We start from the raw sequence: 22766 nt of genomic DNA, 5'->3' as shown, positions 1-22766 counted from the left end.
GGTTTCCCGCCTGACTTGGAACGTCATCCCGTGTGAAGAGGGGTTTTCGTGACGAAGAAATTCCGTTTGGTTGCCGCGATCGGCGGCCTGTTGGGAGGCCTGCCGCTCGGGTTGGCGCGGGCCGAATCCACTGGTATTGAGACTTCTGTAGCGATCAAGGGCGAGCGCCTGCCCCCCGAGGCATTCGGCCCGTCGATCATCGAATCGATGGACGCCGTCATCGCGCGCGACGCCCAGCGCGCGCCCGAGCCGCCCGTGAAAAAGCGCGACGAGTTCGGCTTGTGGACCGTGCCCTCGATCCGCGCGACCTACTTCCCGCACTCCGGCCATCACAACCTTGTGAACAAGAACGGCGATACGCGCATGGGGATCGGCTTCGCCCGGCCGGTCCGGTTTGATCGCGTGTTCGTCGCCGGGCAGGGCGCGCCCGAAGTCTGGACGCCCGGCTTGCGTGTGATCGGCTATCGCGACGGCAGGCAGGTCGGCGAGACTGCGTGGTTCCATGACATCAGCGATCGCCCGACGGCGTTCGACGTGAATCTCGACAACGTGGATCGCGTTGTCTTTGAGTCCATCGCCGCAGTCGCCGGCGGCGGGTTTTACGCGCTGGACGATCTGTCCTTTACGTACCGCGACACGGGCGAATCCGTCACGCTTGACTTTGAGGAATTGCCCTACGGCCAGGTGCTCACCGCCACCGGCTACGCCGGCTTAACGTGGGAAGTCGGAGAAGGCGTGACCGCGGATTGTGGTGACGCCATCGCGGCACCGCAGACGTTCTCGCAACCCCAGGGCGCCCAGCCGGCCGACCATGACGACGGCCTGTGGTTGCTGCGCGCGGGGACGCCGCCGCTTTTGACGCTGAACTTTCAGGGCGTGAAGCGCGGCGACGCGGGGCAGTTCTCCTACCCGCCCGACACCTGCGGCGCGGTCGGGCCGACGCAATTCGTCATCTGCGTCAATCGCAACATCGCGATTTACAACAAGGCGACCGGCGCGCAACAGAGCAACGTCTCCATCACCAGTTTCCTGCCCGGCTCATCCGGCGATCCGCGTGTGCTGTTCGATCATTACACCAACCGCTGGGTCGTTCTGAACGACGATTTCAGTTCGCGGTTGTACCTGGCCGTCTCGCTGACGAGCGATGCTTCGGGAAGCTGGTTCAAGACGAACTTTCTCGTGACCGGCGGCTCGGACGGCAACTGCTGGCCCGATTACCCGACGCTGGGACTGGACGCCAACGGAATCTATACCGGAGCCTACATGGTCGGCTGTCAGATGTCACTCTTTTGCATCGACAAGGCGCCGCTGGTCGCGCCGTCCCCTTCGATGGGCACGGTGACGGCCTTCCGCGGCCTGCCGTGGGAGGGTGCGCTCCAGCCGACGCTGACGTATGGCAATCCGCCTGGTGAGTACGTCGTCTCCACGAACAGCAACAACGGGATTCGCGTGCGGCGTGTCGATCCGCCTTTGACCAACCCGACGCTGGTGGAAGTCGGCGTCGTACCGGTCGTCGCGTTCAACACCGCCTCCGACGCGCCCGCGCTGGGCGGCCCGGCCCTGGACACCGTCGACTCCCGTCTGATGAACGCGGTTTATCGCAACGGCAGCATCTGGACCGCGCACACCGTCAGCGGCGGCGCGGGCGCGACCTGCCGCTGGTATCAGCTCGCCGAGGGCAGTCCGTTCACCGTCGCCCAATGGGGCGCGGTCGGAGATGCCACGAGGTGGCACTATTTCCCCTCCATCGCCGTCAACGAACAGGGCGATGCGGTTCTCGGCTGCAGCGGTTCCAAGGCCAGCGAGTACGCCGGCTGCTACTACGCCGGTCGGCTGGTCAACGACCCGCCGGGGCAGATGAGCGCGCCCGCCCTGCTCAAGGCCGGCATCGGACCGCAGAACAACATCGACGGGTTTGGTCGCAATCGCTGGGGCGATTACAGCCTCACGACGCTCGATCCCTCGGACCATCGCACCCTTTGGACCGTCCAGGAGTACGCCGATGTCTCGAACATCTGGGGCACCTGGGTCGGCAAGCTTCAGTTTCCCACGGTGGATGGCGTCCAGCCGGCGCCGCCGCCGACCTTTGAAATCGCGCCGACGGCCGTCAGCGACAGCGCCATCACGATGCGATCCACCGAAGCCACCGACGCCGATTCGCCTCCGGTGCAATACCAATTCGATTATGTATCGGGCGCGGGCGGGCACGACAGCCTCTGGCAATTCGAGCGCGAGTACGTCGACACCGGCCTGACGGCCAATTCGGCCTTCACGTATCGCGTTCGTGCGCGGGACAACGCCGCGCCGAACCCCAACGTCACCCCATATTCGGCATCGGTGGCGACGGCGACCGCCATCCAGACCCCGACCGGCGTCAACGTGAGCAACGTGACCGCGAACGGTGCCACGGTGACGGCGACGGGGAGTTTCACAAACATCGGTTTCCTGCAAACAGGCTTCTACTTCGAAGTCGTGCCTGATCCCGGCGCCGGCAGCGGCGCGAACGAATGGGGCGCCGCCGCAGCGCGAAATCTGTCGCTGCTTTCGCCCTGCACGGCGTACACCGTCCGCGTGCGGGCGAGGAACTTCCAGGGCGACGAGACGCCGTTCTCCAGCCCGATGGATTTCAATACGCCCGGCTGCGTCTGCGTCCTGCCGGGCGATGTCAACGGCGACGCGACGGTAAACGGACTGGACGTCGCCGCGTTCCTCCGCGTGAAGCTCGGCGTGCCGCTGGAGACCGATCTGCCGCAGTGTGCCGATTTCGGCGGACCGGACCTGGACAGCGACGCGGCGGCCTTCGCAGCCGCCCTGCTTGCTCAATAGCAAACGTGGTGAAGTTAGTCGGCGTGCGCCGCGGCCGCGCGGGCGGCGACGGCAATGAGTCGATCAGCGCGGCCACCGCTTGACGCTCGCTTCGAAGCCAGCGCTTCCACGCGCGCGACGGCTTCAGAAAGATTGTCTGCCCGCAGACACGCGGAACCCGCGGCCCGCTCGCCTGCGATGAAATGCCACAATCGTGTCATCCACCGTGCCAGGAATCGCGGAATCCAGCGGAACATGCCTCGATGGTTCCCCGCAAGTTGCGGCGCGTTCGCATGTCCGCTTGCGCGAATCGCAACGCTTCCAAGACCGCAAGCTTGCAGCAATCGCTCGAGCGACCCCGCGTCAAACACGTTGAGCACAGCGTCTCCCGCTTCCGGCCGTGCTCCCATGTCCGCAAAGCCATCCGACACATCGACGCAAACGACGCCGGCTGTATTCAGCACCGTGCGCGCATCACGCAGGACGGCGGCCGGATCCCACGCCGTTTCCAGATTGCCGCACAGCACCACGTCGAAGCGGCCCAGGGCTTCGCGATGCCGCGCCAGTCCGCCGGCCCGCGCATCCAGTTGGAATTGTTCGATCGCCCGGCAGATCGCCTGCGGCGACGGATCCAATCCAACGACCCGCCAGCCGCGCGCCCGCGCCAAGGCCGCCAGATGCCCGCGACCACACCCCACGATCAGCAGGTTTCGCCCCGTGTGCGATTCCAGCGGAAGCAGACATTCCACGTAGCGTTGAACGGCCGAGGACCACGACGCCGGTTCCGACGGCGCATCCGCGTCGGGGAACGAATGGGGTTGCGCGACGGGTTGCCTTGAACAACGCCGCGGGGATTGCTGAATCAGCCCGCAGGCGTCGCATTGGCGCATCGGCCACGGCCACCCGCGCGGCGGCGAAACGAGCCGACTATCTCGGCTCCCACAGCCGACGCAGACAAATCCCGCTTGCGAGGTTGAATCCGGCAGCGTCGCGGCAAAATGGGCGGGGAGGCTGGTCATATCTAAAGGTCTATCGGCCGTTTCGACGCCGGGGCGGCAGTTCTCGCGCCCCGGCGCGCCGTGAAGCGGTCAGCGAATCGGCGGATCAAGCGTCTCGGGCGAGCCGATCTTGACGCCGGTCGCGAAGACCGTCATCTGCTTTTGCGGCCCGACGATCTTCTCGATCTCGGACTGCGGCTTGCCCCCCTCTTCGGCATAGTGCCGCGCCATCGCCTCGCTGATTTCCATCGGCATGATCTTGCCCACTAGAACCACATCGTGCCCGGCCGCATTGCGCGGAACGTAATACCCATCCGCGCAGGCGTCGCTCTCGGTGAACCGCACCCGGACGACTTCCTTTCCGTCCGTCACCGTCATCCAGCAGCCCATGTTGGCGCAGACTTCCGCGATCTTTCCGCGGATGGTGACCACCTTGCCCTCGGTGGTCGCTTCCTGCACGGCCTGCGAAACCGTCAGGGCGTTTGAGTCCTTCACCGGGCCGCCAAATTGCTTGTAGTTGGTCATCGACTGCTGGCAGCCGGTCAGGAGCAGGAGCGTTGTCAGGGTCGTCAAGGGTCGTTTCATGGGTGCATCTCCAAAAGGTGTGTGAAACTCGCGCGACCGCGAAATTATCCCGGAAAACTGGGCGAGCGGCAATGCAGGGGGCGGAAAACGGGCCGTCCTGCCGCGCCAGAATCCCCTTTGCGAAAGCCGCTCTCATCGCTTGAAATGCTTCGTTTTTCCCCAGCAACGCCGACCACGATTGAGGTACGCCCATGCACCCCGCACCATCTGTTCCGCTCATTCCCGCAACCCGAGCACCCGCGCGGCTCCTCTCTGCTCTGATGCTGACCGTCGTGAGCGGGTCGACCTGGGGATCCACCGCCCGCGCCGAGTTTGAGCCTCCTGTCCTGCTGCGCCATGCAACGGTCATCCCCGCGCCGGGAAAGTCGATTCCACGCTGCGACGTGTTGATCCGCGATGGTCGCATCGCGGCCGTCGGACCGTCCCTGAACGCGCCGGCCGATGCCCAGACGCTTCCCGCTGACGACATGGTGATCTACGCCGGCTTCATCGATGCGAACACCCACGCAGGCATGCCGCGCGAGGAGCCGTCAAGTGACCAGCGCCGCGTTTGGGAAGACGAGAATCCTGACGTGGTGCAAGGCCCGCAGTCGGCCACGGTGCAGGCCCTGCGGCGCTTGATGCATCCCCAATGGCGAACCGAGGAATTGTACGACCCGCAGGCAGGCCGGCTGGAAGACTGGCGGGCGCTGGGATTCGCGGCGGCACTGGTTTCGCCGCGCGTTGTCATTGTTTCGGGCACGAGCGCCGTGGTGCAGCTGGGCGATCTGCCCCGGCGGCGATCCATCCTTCGCGAAAACGTCGCAATCCATGCCGCATTTGTGACACGTCCGCTGGAATCCGAGCGCCCCCCGCGCGGACCGGGCGGACGCGGCGAACGCCCGGCGGACTTCGGCTACCCCAGCACAACCATGGGCGCGATGGCGGCGTTTCGTCAGGTGTTGTCCGACGCGCAATGGCATCGCGATGCCCTCGCGTGGTCGCAACGCCATCCGCAGGAGAAACGCGCCGCGAATGACCCCGGACTCGAAGCCCTCTGGCCAGCCCTGGACAACAAGATGCCCGTGGCGTTCTTCGCCAACAGCGAAAACGAGATCCATCGGGCCCTGGACATGGCCGGGGAATTCAACCTGCGGCCGATCATCGTCGGCGGACGCGAAGCCTGGCGCGCAACCGAGCGGCTGAAGCGCGAGGCCGTGCCCATTATCTTGAGCCTGAACTGGTCGAAAGAGCCGAAAGCGCCGGGCGAGAAGGACGACCGCGGCGCGCGGGGCGGTCGCGGCGGGCGTCGTGGGGTTCCGGGTGGATTCGGCGGCCGGCGCGGCGGACCGGGAGGGGATCGCGGCGGTGATCGTCCCGATGGCGAAGGCGAATCCTCCGACGACCCGAACAAGGAGAAGGAAGCCGACAAGCCCAGGCCGCGCGATGAATACTCTCCGATCTTCGACGACGAATGGGAGAAGCAGCCGTTCGAGCCGAAGCGCGTGACCGAGGAGCGCAAGCGTCTCTGGGGCGAGGAAGTTGATAACGCGTTGCGGCTGCATGAGGCGGGCATCGCCTTCGCCATCGGCACGTTTGAGATGAAGTCGCTCGGCGAATTCCACGCCAATCTGCGCAAAGCCATCGAGCGCGGTCTGCCCGAGGACGTCGCGCTGGCGGCGCTCACGACCAACGCGGCCGGCCTGCTGGGCGTCGGCGATCAACTCGGGGAAATCGCGCCCGGCAAGCTGGCGAACCTCGTTGTGATGAACAAGCCCTTCAAGGACGAGAAGGCGAAAACGCGCTGGGTATTCGTCGAGGGCAAGCGTTTCACGATTGATGCTTCGGCGCTGCCGGAGAAGCAAGCCACGTCGCAGCCGACCAGCGCGCCGGAGTCGCAACCCGTCACCGAGAAGCTGACCGCCGAAGGCAGCGGCCCTGCCGCCTCCGCAACCCAGGCCGCCGCCGCGTCGCAGCCGACCAGCGCGCCGGAATCGCAACCCACCAGCGCGTCGACCACGCCGACCGCCACGCAGCCCGTGCCGCCGACGTTCGCTGTTGAGATCGAGGCCGATCGAAAGCCGGCCATTCAGACCGGGGGCACCGTGTTGCTTCGCAATGCGACGCTGCTGACGATCACGCAGGGCGATCAACCGCAGACCGATCTGCTGGTCGAGGGCGGCGTCATCAGGGCAATCGGGAAGAATCTCACCGCCCCGGCAGGTGCCGCGACGCTCGATCTGACCGGATATTTCATCAGCCCCGGCATCATCGACTGCCACTCGCACATGTGCAGCGAGGGCGGGCTGAACGAAGGCACGCTCTCCGTCACGCCCGAGGTGCGCATCGGCGACATCGTGAACCATCGTGACGTGGCGGCGTTTCGCGCGCTGGCCGGCGGCGTCACGATGATCCACACCATGCACGGCTCGGCGAACACGATCGGCGGGCAGAACGTCGTGCTGCGGCTCAAGTACGGCAAGCCCGCCGCTCAATGGCGATTCGAACCGGCACCGCGCACCGTGAAGTTCGCCCTGGGTGAAAACGTCAAGCAATCCAACTGGGGCACACGCGGCACCCGTTTCCCCAACTCGCGCATGGGCGTCGAGGCCGTCTTCCGGCGAAGCTTCGACGCGGCGATCGAATACAAGCGGGAATGGGATGCCTACCGGTCCATGAAACAGGCCGGCCAGGACCCGCGACCGCCGCGGCGCGATCTGCGGCTCGAAGCCCTCGCCGCGATTCACGACGGGCTCATCTGGGTGCATTGCCACTGTTACCGCGCCGATGAAGTGCTGCGGCTGCTGGCGATGGCCGAGGACTACGGTTTTCGCATCGCGGTGCTGCAACACATTCTCGAAGGCTATCGGGTCATCCCCGAGATGCGCCGTCACGGCTGCGGCGCAAGCACCTTCTCCGACTGGTGGGCCTACAAGATCGAGGCGTACGACGCCACGCCGTTCAATGCCGCGCGAATGACACAAGGCGGGGTCAGCGCGACGGTGAACTCCGACTCGGCCGAGGTCGTGCGCCATCTCAACCTGGAAGCCGCCAAGTCGCTTCGCTTTGGCGGGTTGTCGCCCAACGAGTGCCTTAAGCTCGTCACCCTGAACGGCGCCATGCAGCTCGGCGTCGCTGAACACGTCGGCTCGCTCGAGGTCGGCAAACTTGGCGATCTCGCCGTCTTTGACGGCCATCCCCTCGACACCCGGGCCAAGTGCGTGATGACGCTGATCGACGGCGAGGTGTATTTCCAGCATCGCGATTTCGCGCCGCCTGGCGCCACGGCTTCAAGCCGTGGCACGAATGACGCTCCGGGCGGGGCGGGCAGTGCCCATCCTACGGCTCCCTCAAGCCTCACGGCTCACGCCTCAAGCCTTCCTCCGCAGCGCGAGCCGCTGAACATCCCCTATTCGCACATGGGGCTGTATTGGATCACCGGCGCGACGGCACACCCCATCAGCGGGCCGCCGATCGAGAACGCACTCGTCGCTCTGGCCGACGGCGATATTTTCCTCGTCGCGCCCTGGGCCGATCAGAACCCCAATCCCGAGACCGTCTTCATCGACGCCAGGGGCCTGCACGTCTGGCCCGGCCTGATCAACGCCGATACCAACATGGGCCTGCACGAGATCGGCATGATCGCGGCCACGGTCGATGAGAACGAGATCGCCGAATTCCAGCCCGATCTGATGGCGCTGTCGGCCTACAACCCCTTCGCTGCTGCCATAAATGTGACACGCTGCGAGGGCGTCACGAATGTGCTTGTCTCCCCCGGCGGCGGACGCATCAGCGGCCAGGCCGGACTCGTCAAGCTCGCCGGATGGTCGATGCCCGAAGCGATGATCGAACCGTACGTCGGACAGGTTGTCAGCCTGCCCTCGCTGCCCGAGCGCTGGCGCGACGACACCCCGCCCGATCGCATCGAGGAGCAAACCAAAGCCGCCCGCGAGCAAATGGCCCGCATCGAGGATTTCTTCCGCAAGGCCAGGGCTTACGCCGCGGCGAAAAAGCAAGCCCATTTCGCTTCGTCGCCGGAGACCGCCGGCGGCTTGAAGCCCGACCGGCTGCTCGAAGCGATGATCCCCATCATGGAAGGCCGCAAGCCCGTGCTCTTTGCTGCCAACGGCTACAAGGAAATTCGCGAAGCGCTGAAGTTCGCCGAGCGTTACGGCCTTCGGCCGATCATCGTTGGCGGACAAGGTGCGTGGAAAGTGGCCGACGAGCTGGCGGAGAAAAAGGTGGACGTCATACTGCGCGGCGCGATGACGCCCTATCCCGGCGAATTCGACCCGTGGGACAGCTCCTATCGCAACGCGGCCGAGCTGGCCCGCGCCGGCGTGCGATTCTGTTTCGGCACCGGGGAAGCTCCGCTGGCCAAGCATGTCGGAATCGAGGCCGGCATGAGCGTGGCGCACGGTCTGGACGAAGCGCGAGCCGTGCAGGCGATCACCCTCGACGCGGCGCGCATTCTTGGCGTCGACGACCGGCTCGGTTCGCTGGAGCCGGGCAAGATGGCCAACCTGTTCATCTCCACGGATTCGCCCTTGCAGGCCTCCAATCAAGTCGTCGCCTTGTTCATCGACGGGCAGCCGGTTGAACTGACCAGCCGCCACACCGAGCACGATGACAAGTGGCGTAAAAGGCCGATGCCGGGGCTGGGCGGTGATCCGACGCTGCGCGGCCGACCGCCGTTGCAAGGCCCGATGCTGGGGACGAACCGGTAGGTAGGCTTGCTTGACATCGCCCGTGGCATCGGTTGCGATTTGCATGCTGCGAGAGTGTTCACAGCGGCTGACTTCCGCGCAGCCCGATGGTCTCGGCACCGGCCACACAGGAGACGCAATCCCCACGCATCGTTGACACCGTACCGAAGCTGACCGGCCGAGGCGATGCAAACTCTCCCTTTTCCCCGATCCAGCGAGGTTGATCCCATGGAGTTCGCCGACAAAACCATCACGTGCGCCGACTGTGGCGCAGATTTCATCCACTCCGCCGAGGACCAGAAGCGCTATGCCGAACGAGGCTTCACCAACGAGCCGCGCCGCTGCCGCGAATGCCGCGAAAAACGCAAGGCGGCCGGACCGGGCGGCGGCGGCGGCGGGCACCGCAAGGGAGGCCACGGCGGTCACGGCGGCGGTCGTGGCGGTCATGGCGGACATGGCGGCCACGGTGGTGGTCATGGCGGCGGTTCGCGCGGACCGCGCGAGATGCACACGGCCGTTTGCTCAAATTGCGGCCAATCGACGCAGGTGCCCTTCAAGCCGATGGAAGGCCGACCCGTGTACTGCCGCGACTGTTATCAATCCATGAAGGGCGACCAGCCGCGCCGTGGGGGCGGAGGCGGGGGTGGCGGGAGCGGAGGGTTCAGCGGTGGAATCGACGATTATTGATTGATCCGCTTCCAGTCTGGACTGGTTTTTGAGGAATCCCCCGAAGCCGACGGGCTGAAATCCGTCGGCTTCGGCCGTGTATATCGAAACTGGTAATGGGTGCTCCCATGAAAAAACTGATCGTTGCTTCGTTGTTTTGTTGCGTAGCCTCCGTGACGGCCCGCGCACAGGACGTTCCCTGCGAGAAATACCAACTCGCCAACGGCATGACCGTCATCCTGCACGAGGATCATTCGCTGCCGGTGGCCTGCGTCAACATCTGGTATTACGTCGGCTCGAAGGACGAGTCACCCGGCCGGTCGGGATTCGCCCACTTGTTTGAGCATCTGATGTTCATGGGAACGCGCCGCGTGCCGGGGTCGGACTTTGACGTGATCATGGAATCGGGCGGCGGCTTCAACAACGCCAGCACCTCCAACGATCGCACCAACTATTTCTCGTTCGGCCCCTCCAGCCTGCTCCCCACGCTGCTCTGGCTCGATGCCGACCGGCTCGAGGAGCTCGGCAAGGAGATGACGCAGGAGAAACTCGACAAGCAGCGCGAGGTCGTCCGCAACGAGCGCCGACAGACCAGCGAGATGCAGCCCTACGGCAAGGCCGATCTGAAGATCACCGAGCTGATGTACCCGCCGGGGCATCCGTACCACATCAGCGTGATCGGCACGCACGAAGACCTGCAAGCCGCGACCGTGCAGGACGTGAAGAACTTCTTCGCCCGCTTTTACGTCCCCAACAACGCCTCGCTCGTCGTCGCCGGCGATTTTGATCCGAAGCAGATCAAGCCGCTGATCGACAAGCTCTTCGGCAGCCTGCCGCGCGATGCGCAGCCGGTCCACGCGAAGGCCGAGCCGGCCGCGCTGGAGGGCGTCCGCCGCGTGACGTACACGGACCAGGTGCAGTTCCCGCGCGTGACATACGTCTATCACAGCCCGCCGCACTTCGGACCCGGCGACGCCGAGATGGACCTCGCCGCCGCCGTTCTCGCCGACGGCAAGAGCAGCCGCCTCTACAAGCGCCTCGTGTACGACGACAAGATCGCCACCGACGTGTCAGCCGTGCAGAACTCCAACATTCTCCAATCGCTTTTTCAGGTGGAGATCACCGCCAAGCCCGACGTGCCGCTGAATAAAATCGAAGCTGCGGCCGATGATGTCCTCGCCGAATTTATCGCGAACGGTCCGACCGAGGAGGAACTCGAGCGACAGAAAACCCGCATCGAATTCAGCATGCTGAACGGTCTGCAATCCATCCTTGCCAAGGCCGACCGGCTCAATCAGTATCAATTCGCCTGGGGCGAGCCGAACTCGTTCAAGCGCGATCTCGACCGTTATCGCACGGCCACGACCGCCGCCGTGCGCGACTGGTCGAAGAAGGTTCTCACGCAGGACAAGCGGCTCATCATGCACGTCCTGCCGGAAACTCCGGAGACTCCCTCACCGCGCGAGAAAAAGCCCGACCCGCTCGCCGCCAAGGACTTCGCACCGCCGATGCCGGAAATCTTCAAGCTTTCCAACGGGTTGGAAGTGCGCCTGTGGCCGCGAACCGAACTGCCGCTCGTGTCGGCCTCGCTCATGATTCGCGGGGGCGCCTGTCTCGACGATCCGCACATGGCCGGGCGTGCCTACCTGATGGTCTCGATGCTCGACGAGGGTGCCGGCGAGCGCGGCGCACTGGAATTCTCCGACGCGCTGGATCAACTCGGCGCGACCTTCTCCGCTTCGGCCGGTCAGGAAACGATCACGATCAACCTTTCGGCGCTGCGGCGCAATCTTGACCCGGCGCTGGCGCTCTATGCCGACGCGATCATGCGCCCCCGCTTCGAGGAAAAGGAATGGTCGCGCGTGAAGGCCCTGCACCTGGACGGTCTCAAGCAGCTCGAGGATCGCCCCACCGCCGTCGCCTCGCGCGTCGGCATGCGCGCCTTCTTCGGCGACGATCATCCCTACGGCCGACCGGTCGACGGCACCGTGAAAACGGTCAACGGGTTGCAGCTCGCCGCGATCAAGGACGCCTGGCACGAATACCTGCGACCCGACAAGGCCGTGCTGTTCATCGCCGGGGATTTGACGGTCGATCAGGCGCGATCGGCGCTGGACAAGGCGCTGGGCAAATGGGCGCGTTCCGGCGCGGGCATGCACGACATGGAAATGGTCGTACGCGAGACGAAGGCGCCGCCCGCCCCGATAAAGAACCTGCGCGTCGCGCTGATCGACAAGCCCGGCGCCGTGCAGACCGTCATTCGCTTCTACATGCCGGGCATCGCATACGGCGACCCCCATCGCATCCACGCCGATTTGATTAACACCATCCTCGGCGGCAGCTTCACCAGCCGGTTGAATCAGAACCTGCGCGAGGCCAAGGGCTTTACCTACGGCGCCGGCTCCCGCTTTGTGATGACCCCGGGCATGGGTTACGTCACGGCGTCCAGCGACGTGCAGGCCGAGCACACCGGTGAGTCCATTCGCGAGTTCCTCGCCGAGTTCAAACGCATCCGCGGCGGCGACATCTCCGCCGACGAGGCCGCCAAGGCCCGCGAGACCAATCGCGTCGAATACGTGCAGGCGTTTCAGGGACTGGGCGGCGTGCTGGCGACAGCCGTCGAATTGGAGCGAAACGGGCTGCCGTTCAGCACGATCGGCGATGACCTCGCGGCGCTGACCAAGGCAGACGCCGCGGCGCTCAATGCGCTCGCCGGCCCGGCGCTGCCGGTCGAGAACGCTCTGCTCGTGCTCGTGGGCGATCGCAAGACGATCCTTGAGCAACTCAAGGGGCTGGACCTCCCGACGCCCGAGGAATTGACCGTGACGGGCGATGCGGTTTCGCGGTAGCATCCGCCGCAGATCCGAGCCGCGACTGCCGCTTGCATGGAGTCGTCATTTGTCTGATTCGCCTGCCACCCCGCGCCGCGCGTACCGCTATTACGATTTGCTGATGGCGGCCTTCGTCACCGTCCTGCTCTGCTCGAACATGATCGGGCCGGGCAAGGTCTGCGAACTTCACCTGCCCCTGCTCGGCGCCGTCGTCTTCGGCGCGGGAAACATCTTCTTCCCCATCTCCTACATCTTCGGCGACGTGCTCACCGAGGTATACGGCTACGCCCGCGCACGCAAGGTCATCTGGGCCGGTTTCGGCGCGATGATCTTTTACGTCATCATGTCGCAGGTCGTCATCCGCCTGCCGGTCTATCCGAAGGAACCGTTCAACGCCGTGATCCAACCGGCGATCGAAACCGTCTTCGGCCCCGGCTGGCGCATCGTGACGGCATCGATCATCGCCTTCTGGGCCGGCGATTTCGTCAACAGTTACGTCCTGGCGAAAATGAAAGTCTGGACGCGCGGACGATTCCTCTGGATGCGCACCATCGGATCGACCTTTGCCGGTCAGGGCGTCGACAGTGCGATCTTCTACCCGCTCGCGTTCTACGGAACCTGGAGCGGGGCCGACAGCATGTGGCGGGTGATGGCCTTCAACTGGGCGTTCAAGGTCGGCATCGAGGCGATCTTTACGCCGATCACGTACCTTGTGGTTGGCGCGGTCAAACGCGCCGAGGGCGAAGATTACTACGACCGCGCGACGGATTTCACGCCGTTCTCGCTGAAGGATTAGCGCTGCGGCGGCCCGACCTCAATCGTCCGCGTGCGCGTGTAGCTCTTGCGATTCTTCAACGTCACGTTCACCGCGATCGTGTATTTGCCCGGCCGCGGGAACGTCCGCACCGGCGTCGCCTCGGTCGTATCGTCGGTCTCCGAAAAATACCACCGCTGCCGCGTCACCGCCGGGATCGCATCCAATTCAAATCGCACCGTCAACGGATCGTTCTCGTCCACCGGCCTCGCGCGAATCCGCACCCACAACCGTTCGCGCATCACTTCTTTGAAGTAGCGCCAGACGACTGCGGGTTCGATCCGCCTATGCGTGCCGGCTATCTCTTCAGACGAAACGTACATCTTCCGATCACGAAGCCACGCGATGCAGGCCAGCGTCTGATCACGAAGCACATCGGTCGTGCCGTAGATCACCTTGATCGGCTGCCATGGATCGAATCGTTCCTCCGGAATATCGGAAAAATATCGCGCGTCAAACGAACCCTGTCGAATCGCCAGCGCGCGAAAGACATCGGAGTTTCTGATCCCCGTATACAAAATCGAAAACGCGCCGGCCGACCAGCCGGTCATGAACACCTGCTCCTCCGCGATGCGGTAACGCTGCTTCATCGCCGCGACGACGCCGAGGATCGTCTGTTCGTCCCGCTGCTGCAAGGCAATCTGTTTTTCCGGCGGCGGCGGGAAGTCCCCTTTCGTCCCTTCCAGTTGCGGCGCCGCCACGATGATCCCGTTGGTCTCGCAGAACGTCGCCCACTCCTGCATCTGCAATTTCGGCGTGTCGTACGGCCAGGTCCCGTGACACAGAATCAACAGCGGCCACGGGCGCGAATCGGTGTAGCGGCTTGGGACATAAAGGAGATACGGCTGCTGCGTTCGGCCTTCGGTCTGTTCCGTGATGGCAGCCTTGGTCGGCAGCGGCTCCAGCGAAGGGCATCCGGAACCTGTGAACAGTAGCGCCGCCATGCAGACTGCGGTCAAGACGGGTCGGCCGAGGCCCGGCAAGGCCCGGAAACGTGGCAAATGGCTCGAAAGGATACCGGGCATTGAGGAGACCATGCTTGGAAACGGGGTTGCTCGTTGCAAGAGACCATCCTATACTTTTTCAGCGAATTCAGGAAACAACGGACAACTTCGGCGCAAGCGGGTAGCGCCGTGCGGGGGTGGGAGCTTCATCATGCCGGCAAGACTTGAAGGTCGATCCATCCTCGTCGTCGACGATGATCCCGACGTGTTGTCAACCGTTCGCCTCGCCTTCGAACAAGCTGGAGCGAAGGTGACGACCGCCAACGACGGCAACAAGGCTCTCGACTTCGCCAAGCGCTTCGATCCCGATCTCATCGTGCTGGACATGATGATGCCCAAACGAAGCGGGTTCCTTGTGATGGAGATGCTCAAGCCGGGGCACGAAACCAACACGCGACCCTACGTCATCATGATCACGGCGAACGAGGGCAAGCGGCACGAGCTGTACGCCCGTCACTTGGGTGTGAACGAATACCTTAGCAAGCCCTTCAGCCTTGATAAGCTGCTGGAGACCGCCTGCAAGCTTCTGGGAGGCGAGTTCATCGAGGCCGAGTAGCGTAATATCCGCCTTGTCAACGCGTTATAGCCGAACAGGACGGATCAGGCCCCCGTTTTTTCTGAAGATTCCCCCCACCCGCTTGCAGGAATACCGCCGGGCGGTTATCGTGTTAAGGGCGTACTTGAAAAACGGACAGGACGGAAACGGAAACCAGCCCATGGGGCCTGCGGCCCGTCGTCTTCCCTGCAAGGTGAATGGAAATCTGGAGTTGTATCTGGCATGTCATTGACGGCTGAAAGTAAGACGCAACTGGTGCACAACCATCGTCGCCACGAGAAGGACACCGGCTCGCCGGAAGTGCAGATCGCCCTGTTGACCAGCCGCATCGAGCAACTGACGGAACACCTCAAGACGCACCGCAAGGATCACGACTCGCGCCGTGGTTTGCTGAAGATGGTCGGCGCGCGCTCAAGCCTGCAGAAGTACCTCGCGCGTACGGACCGCGAGCGGTATCAGAAGATCATTGACACACTGGGTCTGCGAAAGTAGTCGGCACGACGGAGCGACGGCGCTCCGCATTCCTCATCGCTTTCCATTTCTTGTCGGCCGGGTTCGGCCGATTCCGGAAGCTGGGAACCGCATCGGCCCCTGCGCGCCGAGTGCTGCGCTGCTTGCGCGCCGACGCATCCGCCCGAACGCGGTCGCCGCGCTTCCGCGCCCAACCAGAAAATAGACAGATCGACAATAAAAACGTCGGACAAGAGGAAAAGGCAACTCACCATGACGATGCACAGCGTTGAAGCGGAAATCGGCGGACGAATCATGAAGTTTGAGACCGGCAAGCTGGCCAAGCTGGCTTCCGGCGCGGTCACGGTCTCCTACGGCGACACGGTCGTCCTGTGCACCGCCGTCATGGATAAGCCGCGCGAGGGGGTCGATTTCTTCCCTCTGACGGTCGACTATCGCGAGAAAATGTACGCCGCGGGCAAGTTCCCCGGCGGCTTCTTCAAACGCGAAGCCCGGCCGACCCAGAAGGAAATCCTCACCATGCGGCTCACCGATCGGCCGCTGCGCCCGCTCTTTCCCGATGGATTCATGAACGAGGTCCAGATCCAGTGCATGGTTCTCTCGTCCGACCAGGAGAACGACGCCGACGTGCTCGCCATGTCCGGCGCGTCCGCCGCGCTCATGGTCAGCAACATCCCCTTTGACGGACCCGTTGCCGGCGTCCGCGTCGGCCGGGTCGATGGTCAATGGGTCATCAACCCCACCATCGCCGAGCGCGCCGTCAGCGACATCGAAGTCGTCCTCGCCGTTCATCGCTACGGCGTCAACATGATCGAAGTCGCCGCCAACGAGCTGCCCGAGAAGGACGTCGCCGACGCCATCGCCTTCGGCCACGAGCACGCGAAGAAAATCGTCGCGATGATTCAGGACCTGGGGCAGAAGGTCGGCCGCGCCAAGGATTGGACGCCGCCGGAGAAGGACCCGACGCTGCCCGAAAAGGTCGCCAAACTCTGCGAGCAGTTTGACCTCAAGAACGCCCGCCGCGCCGCGAAGAAAGAAGACCGCAAGGCCGGCGTCAAGGCGGTGTACGACAAGGTCATCGCCGCCCTCATTCCCGAGGACGAAGCCGCGGCGAAAAAACTGCTCTACACCAAGAATGACGTCATCAACGAGCTGCAGAAAATCGAAGAGCGCCTCTTCCACATGGGTGTGCTCGATGAAGGCGTTCGATCCGACGGCCGCGGCGTTGAAGACATTCGCCCGATCGCCTGCGAAGTCGGCGTTCTGCCGCGAACGCACGGCTCGGCGCTCTTCACCCGCGGCGAGACGCAGGCCCTGGTCGTCACGACGCTCGGCACCAGCCGCGATGAGCAGATGGTCGACGATCTGATCGAGGAGTACAGCAAAAAGTTCATGCTGCACTACAACTTTCCGCCGTTCTGCACCGGCGAGGCCAAGCGCATCGGCGCCGTCAGCCGCCGCGAGATCGGCCACGGCAACCTCGCCGAGCGCAGCCTCCAGGCCGTTCTCCCCACGCCCGACAAGTTCCCGTACACCATCCGACTCGTCAGCGACATCATGGAGTCCAACGGATCCAGCAGCATGGCCAGCGTCTGCGGCGGAACGCTCGCGCTGATGGACGCCGGCGTTCCGATCCGTCATCCCGTCGCCGGCATCAGCATCGGCATGGTGCACGACGAAAATCGCTACAAATTGCTCGTGGACATCATGGGCGAGGAGGATCACTTCGGCGATATGGATTTCAAGGTTGCGGGCAGCCAGGTCGGCATCACCGCCGTGCAGCTCGATCTCAAAACGCGCGAGATCAGCCAGGCGCAAATCGTCGAAGTGCTGGAGCTGGCCAAGAAGGCCCGCCTGAAAATTCTGAAAGAGATGCTCAAGGCCCTGCCCGCGCCGCGTGCCGACATCAGCAACTACGCGCCGCGATTGCTTTCCATCAAGGTCCACCAGGACAAGATCGGCAAGATCATCGGACCCGGCGGCAAGGGCATCAAAGCCCTCGAAGCCAACACCGGCGCCACGATCGACATCCAGGACGACGGCACGGTCTTCATCTCCAGCGTCAACGCCGATTCGGCCCGCGCCGCCTACGAAGCCATCGAACAGATCGCCGAAGGCGTCAAGCTCGGAAAAATCTACAACGGTCGAGTCACCTCGATCAAGGAATTCGGCGCGTTCATCGAAGTGGCCCCCGGTCTCGACGGCCTCTGCCACATCAGCGAGCTCTCCGACGGCTACGTGCAGAAGGTCACCGATGTCTGCAAGATCGGCGACGAAATGCGCGTGAAGGTCATCCTGATCGACGACACCGGCCGCGTGAAGCTCTCGCGCAAGGCGGTGCTGATCGAAGAGAAATCCAAGGGCGAGCCGGTCACCAGCGCGTAGTCACGCTCCACGGCACACCCGCGCGGTTTTTCAGCGCAACGCGCTTGCGAAGCGATTCAGCGAGGCGCACCCAAACGATCCCACTCAAAAGCCCCGGGAACTTTCCTGGGGCTTTTTGTTTTTTTGCACGCTGAATGACGATTCCCAATCGCGGCGCCCTCACGTCGACATCAACTGCTGCAAATCTATCTTCTCGCGATCGGTGCGCGGCAGCGACGGATAAAACGCCCACACATCGGGCAGCATATAGGGCGGCAGGTGCGCCCGGCAGAACGCCGCCAGGTCGGCCTCCACCAGCGATGCCCCGTCACGCGGCGCGAGGCATGCCTTGATCCGATTGCCGAACACCGGATCGGGAATCGGCACGACGGCCGACTCTTTCACCGCAGGGTGCTTCGCCAGCGCGGCCTCGATCTCGCCCGGCTCGATGCGATGGCCGCGGGCCTTGATCATCCGATCGATCCGCCCCTCGAACATCAGCACGCCGTCGGCCCGTGCTCGCACGCGATCGCCCGTGCGATAGGCCGTGCCGTCGCCATCCGGCGCAGGCACCAATCGCTCGGCCGTCTTCACCGCGTCGCCGAAATACCCGGACGTCACCGTCGGCCCGGCGACGAGCAACTCACCGGCGTCACCGGCCGGGACAGGCCGCATCGCGTCGTCCACGATCCACACGCGCGTGTCGGAGATCGGCTTGCCGATCGGCACCGGCCCGTCGTCGGCGAGATCCGCCGCCGTGCACGCATGGTACGTACAGACATTTGTCTCCGTCGGGCCGTACAGATTGGTCAGCGTAACGGGCGGCAGTTCAGCCGCGATCGCCTGCAAGGCCGGCTTGGGCATGACTTCGCCGGCGAAGATCACGTGCCGCAGAGCCGACAAGTCGTGCTCGCGCAGCTTGCCGCGCAATTGCATCATGATGAGCGCCGACGGCACCGAGTACCACGTCGTGATCCGCTCGTCGGCGATGTACTTCGCCATCTGATAGGGAAACATCTTGAGTTTCTCGGGCACAGGCACCATCGCCGCTCCGGCCCGCACCGCCGCGAAAATGTCCAGCGTCGAGAGGTCAAAATTGTACGGCGCGTGATTGGCCACGCGATCCTCGGCCGTCAGCCCGAAGAAGTCCACCACCCACTGCGAATAGTGAAGCAGACTCAACGTCGTGATTCGCACGCCCTTGGGCCGGCCCGTCGAGCCGGACGTAAACAGCAGATTGGCGATGCCCCCCGCCGGCTCACGCGGGGCCCACGCCGGCGGCGCCGCCTGCATCGCATCGGAAAGTGTCATTATTGAGACACTCCCCGATCCGCCACCCGACGCCCTCCCTGCGTCAACCGTTGTGCCGCTGCCCGACGCGCTGCCCGCTCCCGCCAAGCTCGAACAAATCGCCCGGTCGATCCCGCCGAGGCCCGCCGCCGGCGGCCCGCTGCCCGTCCACAGCCGAATCGACGCGTCCTCGCAGATCATCGCCATGCGCTCCGCCGGCCACGCCGGATCCAGCGGCACGTAGCACGCGCCGGTCCGAATCAGCGCGAACATCGTCACGATCGCATCGATGCTCTTGCGAAAGCAGAACGCCACCTGCTCGCCCGGCCCCGCCCCGCTGTCGGCCAGCGCCTCCGCCAGCCTGCTCGACGCGTCCAGCAACGCCGCATAGCCAAGGGTGCGGCCCTCGTAACAGACCGCGGGCCGATCCCCGTACCGCGCCGCCGCAGCTTCCAACAGCGTAAACAGCGTTTGCGTCATCAAGGGCATTATCGCCGAACCAGCGCGACCGTTCAAAGAGCCGCACGCGTCAGCCTACGCAATCGTTCAACGAGCCGCGGGCTTCAGTTTATGCGATCGTTCAACGAGCCGCGGGCTTCAGTTTATGCGATCGTTCAACGAGCCGCGGGCTTCAGTTTATGCAATCGTTCAACGAGCCGCGGGCTTCAGCCCGCGCGGCTGATCGAACAGAAGGAACGCCGATGTGATCAGTGATCAACCAATAAAAACCAGAAATACTCGCTGGGGGCTTAGGGCGACTTCTTGTGCGACTCGATCCATCCGACCAGGGCCGACACCGTGCCGATCCGCTCCGGCGTCACCTCATGGTCGGGCAGATTTACCCCCAGCTTGTCCTCGACGAAAACCAGCAACTGCATCACGCGCAGCGAATCCATGCCGGCCTCGAACAGGTCCGCCTCGTCGCCCGGCCAGCTCTCGGCCGGAGTCGGGATCAGCGTCCCGAACAGGTATGTTCGCAAGGTTTCGCGCGTGCTCATGGGTAAAAAGATTACGCTGCCCCGTAGAGACCGTCAAATACGACAACACGCGCCGGCACAACAAGAAAAGCCCCGCGAGGGTCGCTCGCGGGGCGGGTGAAACGATTGGATTCTTCAGCGCGTCGGTTCGCGGCGTTACGTGCTTTCGCCCGCGCCGGCGCCGGCCAGCTCCGGCTCCTTCGGCTTCGGAGCGTCCACGCCTTCGAACTTCAGCTTCTTCTTGCCGTCTTCGCCGCTCTCGACGCCGACGACAATCTTCGCCTTGCCGCGGAAGTGACCACGCAGCAGGCCCTCGCTAAGCGGATCCTCCAGCTGCTGCTCGATCGCCCGGCGCAGCGGCCGAGCGCCGAACTTCTCGTCAGTCCCGCGCTCCAGCAGCAACTCGCGGGCTTCCTCGGTCAGCTCCATCACGAGGCCGTGCTCCTTCAGCCTCTTCGAGACCTTGTTCAGTTCGAGGTCCACGATGCGGACCAGGTCCTTGTGACCCAGCTTGTGGAAGACGACGACCTCGTCCACGCGATTGAGGAACTCGGGCCGGAAGTAATTGTCCAGCTCGCTCTTCAGCGTGTTACGCATCTTCTCGTACGTGATGTTCTCGTCGCGCTTTTCGAAGCCGAACGTCGTCTGGTGCGTGATCTTGTCGGCGCCGATGTTGCTCGTCATGATCAGCACGGTGTTGCGGAAATCCACGTGCCGGCCGAACGAATCCGTCAGGCGGCCTTCTTCCATGATCTGCAACAGCATGTTGAACACGTCCGGGTGCGCCTTTTCGATCTCATCGAGCAGCACGACGGCGTACGGCCGGCGGCGGATGCGCTCGGTGAGCTGGCCGCCCTCCTCGTAACCAACGTAGCCCGGCGGGGCACCGATCAGCCGGCTGACGTTGTGCTTCTCCATGTACTCCGACATGTCGATCGTGATGAGCGCCTCTTCCGCGCCGAACATGAACTCGGCGAGGCTCTTGGCCAGCAGCGTCTTCCCGACGCCCGACGGGCCGATGAAAATGAAGCTGCCCATCGGCCGGTTCGGGTCTTTCAAGCCGCTGCGCGAGCGACGCACGCTTCGCGACACGGCGCTGATCGCCTCTTCCTGGCTGATGACCCGCTTGTGAAGCTCGGTCTCAAGCTCCAGCAGCCGCTCGGCTTCTTCCTTCTCCAGGCGCTTCAGCGGAACGCCCGTCATCTTGCTGACCACTTCGGCGACGACTTCCTCATCGACGACGCCGTCAATCTCGTTGCGCCGCTCGTGCCATTCTTTTTCCAGCCGCTCCTTCTCGGCGGCCAGCGTGATCGACTGATCGCGCAAATGCGCCGCGCGCTCGTAGTCGGCGTTTTTGACGCTTTCATCCTTCTCGATGTTCAACCGCTTGATCTCTTCTTCCAACTTTGTGAGCGACTCCGGCTTCGTCATCGCCTTCAGCCGGACGCGTGCTCCGGCCTCGTCGATCACGTCGATCGCCTTGTCGGGCAGCACGCGCGAGGGCACGTATCGCATCGACAACTCGACCGCCGCCTCCAACGCCACGTCTTCGATCTTGACCCGGTGATGCGCCTCGTAGCGATCACGCAAGCCGTGAAGAATCTGCAACGTCTCCTCGCGGCTGGGTGGTTCAACGATGATCTGCTGGAACCGCCGCTCCAGCGCGCCGTCCTTCTCGATGTACTTGCGATATTCATCCAGCGTTGTCGCACCGATGCACTGGATCTCGCCGCGTGACAACGCCGGCTTCAGCACGTTCGATGCGTCGATCGCGCCTTCGGCACCGCCCGCGCCCACCAGCGTGTGCAGCTCGTCGATGAACAGGATCACGTTTCGTGCCCGGCGGACTTCGTTCATCACCGCCTTGATGCGCTCCTCGAACTGGCCGCGATACTTTGTCCCCGCCACCATCATCGCCAAGTCGAGCACCACGATGCGCTTGTCGGCCAGAATCTCCGGAACGTCGTTCGAAACGATCCGCTGCGCCAGCCCCTCGACGATCGCCGTCTTGCCGACGCCCGCCTCGCCCAGCAGCACCGGGTTGTTCTTGTATCGCCGGCACAGCACGACCAGCAGCCGCTCAATCTCGGCGGCGCGCCCGATGACCGGGTCCAGCTTGCCGTTCCGTGCCATTTCCGTCAGATCGCGCCCGAACGAGTCCAGCGCCGGGGTCCGGCTCTTGCCGCCCTTGCGACCTGTCTCCGGCGCGCCTTGCGATCCCGAGGGCCCACTCTCTTCGTTTTCCACGCCTGCACCCAGCAGATTGAGGACTTCTTCCCGCACTTCTTCGAGCTTGATGCCGAGGTTCATCAGCACCTGGGCGGCCACGCCGTCCTGCTCTCTAAGCAATCCTAGGAGCAGATGCTCGGTGCCCACGTAGTTGTGATTCAAATTTCTTGCTTCTTCGATCGCGTACTCGATGACCTTCTTCGCGCGCGGCGTCTGCGGAAGTTTGCCCATCGTCACCATGTCCGGCCCGCTCTTGACGAGCTTCTCGACTTCCAGCCGGACCTTGCGCAGATCCACTTCGAGATTTTTGAGCACGTTCGCTCCGACGCCGCTGCCCTCTTTCACAAGGCCCAGCAGGATGTGCTCCGTCCCGATGTATTCGTGGTTGAACCGCTGCGCTTCCTGATTGGCCAGCGCCATCACCTTGCGTGCACGGTCGGTAAATCGTTCGAACATGTCTTTCGGTCCTCTCATGGATAAGGGTCCGCACA

General features: G+C 64.0%; 14 protein-coding genes. 8 read left to right on the top strand and 6 right to left on the bottom strand.

All coding sequences use genetic code 11. The features are described from left to right. The first annotated feature begins 48 nt into the window (after nt 1-48). Nucleotides 49-2826 (top strand): hypothetical protein, encoded by a 2778-nt coding sequence (locus HRU71_10720; GenBank protein QOJ03927.1) that lies wholly within the window; start codon nt 49-51, stop codon nt 2824-2826. Nucleotides 2827-2840: 14 nt separating this feature from the next. Here the strand turns inward: HRU71_10720 and HRU71_10715 are convergent, their stop codons facing one another. Together HRU71_10715 and HRU71_10710 are read right to left on the bottom strand one after the other, a co-directional pair. After that, nucleotides 2841-3824: a class I SAM-dependent methyltransferase gene (locus HRU71_10715; GenBank protein ID QOJ03926.1), complete on the bottom strand. Its 984-nt coding sequence runs from the start codon at nt 3822-3824 to the stop codon at nt 2841-2843. A gap of 69 nt (nt 3825-3893) precedes the next feature. Beyond that, nucleotides 3894-4388, bottom strand: coding sequence for a DUF4920 domain-containing protein (locus tag HRU71_10710; protein ID QOJ03925.1), 495 nt, complete (start codon nt 4386-4388; stop codon nt 3894-3896). A 191-nt stretch (nt 4389-4579) separates the two neighbouring features. Here HRU71_10710 and HRU71_10705 point away from each other — a divergent pair, with 191 nt between their 5' ends. From HRU71_10705 to HRU71_10690, 4 genes are all read left to right on the top strand, one after another. Then, a complete protein-coding gene (locus HRU71_10705) occupies nt 4580-9094 on the top strand; it encodes an amidohydrolase family protein (GenBank protein ID QOJ03924.1) in 4515 nt (1504 codons plus the stop codon). A 207-nt stretch (nt 9095-9301) separates the two neighbouring features. Then, on the top strand, nt 9302-9760 hold the full coding sequence (locus tag HRU71_10700) for a zinc-ribbon domain containing protein (protein ID QOJ03923.1): 459 nt from the start codon (nt 9302-9304) through the stop codon (nt 9758-9760). 107 nt (nt 9761-9867) lie between these two features. Further along, nucleotides 9868-12588 (top strand): insulinase family protein, encoded by a 2721-nt coding sequence (locus HRU71_10695; GenBank protein ID QOJ03922.1) that lies wholly within the window; start codon nt 9868-9870, stop codon nt 12586-12588. Continuing rightward, entirely contained in the window at nt 12572-13366 is a 795-nt protein-coding gene (locus HRU71_10690; protein QOJ03921.1) for a queuosine precursor transporter, read from the top strand. Before HRU71_10695 ends, HRU71_10690 begins: the two co-directional genes overlap by 17 nt. On the opposite strand, the gene HRU71_10685 is transcribed toward HRU71_10690, so the two are convergent. After that, nucleotides 13363-14328, bottom strand: a complete 966-nt coding sequence (locus tag HRU71_10685) for a prolyl oligopeptidase family serine peptidase (GenBank protein QOJ03920.1) — start codon at nt 14326-14328, stop codon at nt 13363-13365. The genes HRU71_10690 and HRU71_10685 overlap by 4 nt on opposite strands. A 211-nt stretch (nt 14329-14539) precedes the next feature. On the opposite strand from HRU71_10685, the gene HRU71_10680 reads away from it, so the two are divergent. The 3 genes from HRU71_10680 (at nt 14540) to pnp (ending at nt 17800) form a co-directional block, all read left to right on the top strand. Next, entirely contained in the window at nt 14540-14944 is a 405-nt protein-coding gene (locus HRU71_10680; GenBank protein QOJ03919.1) for a response regulator, read from the top strand. A 222-nt stretch (nt 14945-15166) separates the two neighbouring features. Then, entirely contained in the window at nt 15167-15436 is a 270-nt protein-coding gene (gene rpsO, locus HRU71_10675) for a 30S ribosomal protein S15 (protein QOJ03918.1), read from the top strand. A gap of 231 nt (nt 15437-15667) precedes the next feature. Then, nucleotides 15668-17800, top strand: coding sequence for a polyribonucleotide nucleotidyltransferase (gene pnp / locus HRU71_10670; GenBank protein QOJ03917.1), 2133 nt, complete (start codon nt 15668-15670; stop codon nt 17798-17800). Between the two features lie 159 nt (nt 17801-17959). On the opposite strand, the gene HRU71_10665 is transcribed toward pnp, so the two are convergent. From HRU71_10665 to HRU71_10655, 3 genes are all read right to left on the bottom strand, one after another. Next, a complete protein-coding gene (locus HRU71_10665; protein ID QOJ03916.1) occupies nt 17960-19549 on the bottom strand; it encodes an amino acid adenylation domain-containing protein in 1590 nt (529 codons plus the stop codon). A 269-nt stretch (nt 19550-19818) separates the two neighbouring features. Next, the gene (locus HRU71_10660; protein QOJ03915.1) at nt 19819-20067 is read right to left on the bottom strand and encodes a hypothetical protein; all 249 of its coding nucleotides are present in this window, start codon (nt 20065-20067) and stop codon (nt 19819-19821) included. A 135-nt stretch (nt 20068-20202) separates the two neighbouring features. Beyond that, complete coding sequence (locus HRU71_10655; protein QOJ03914.1) at nt 20203-22731, bottom strand: ATP-dependent Clp protease ATP-binding subunit; 2529 nt, start codon at nt 22729-22731, stop codon at nt 20203-20205. Between the last annotated feature and the right edge of the window lie 35 nt (nt 22732-22766).

The sequence above is a fragment of the Planctomycetia bacterium genome, assembly GCA_015200345.1.
Classification (GTDB): domain Bacteria; phylum Planctomycetota; class Phycisphaerae; order UBA1845; family UTPLA1; genus PLA3.
This window is presented reverse-complemented; position numbering and strand designations above follow the sequence as displayed.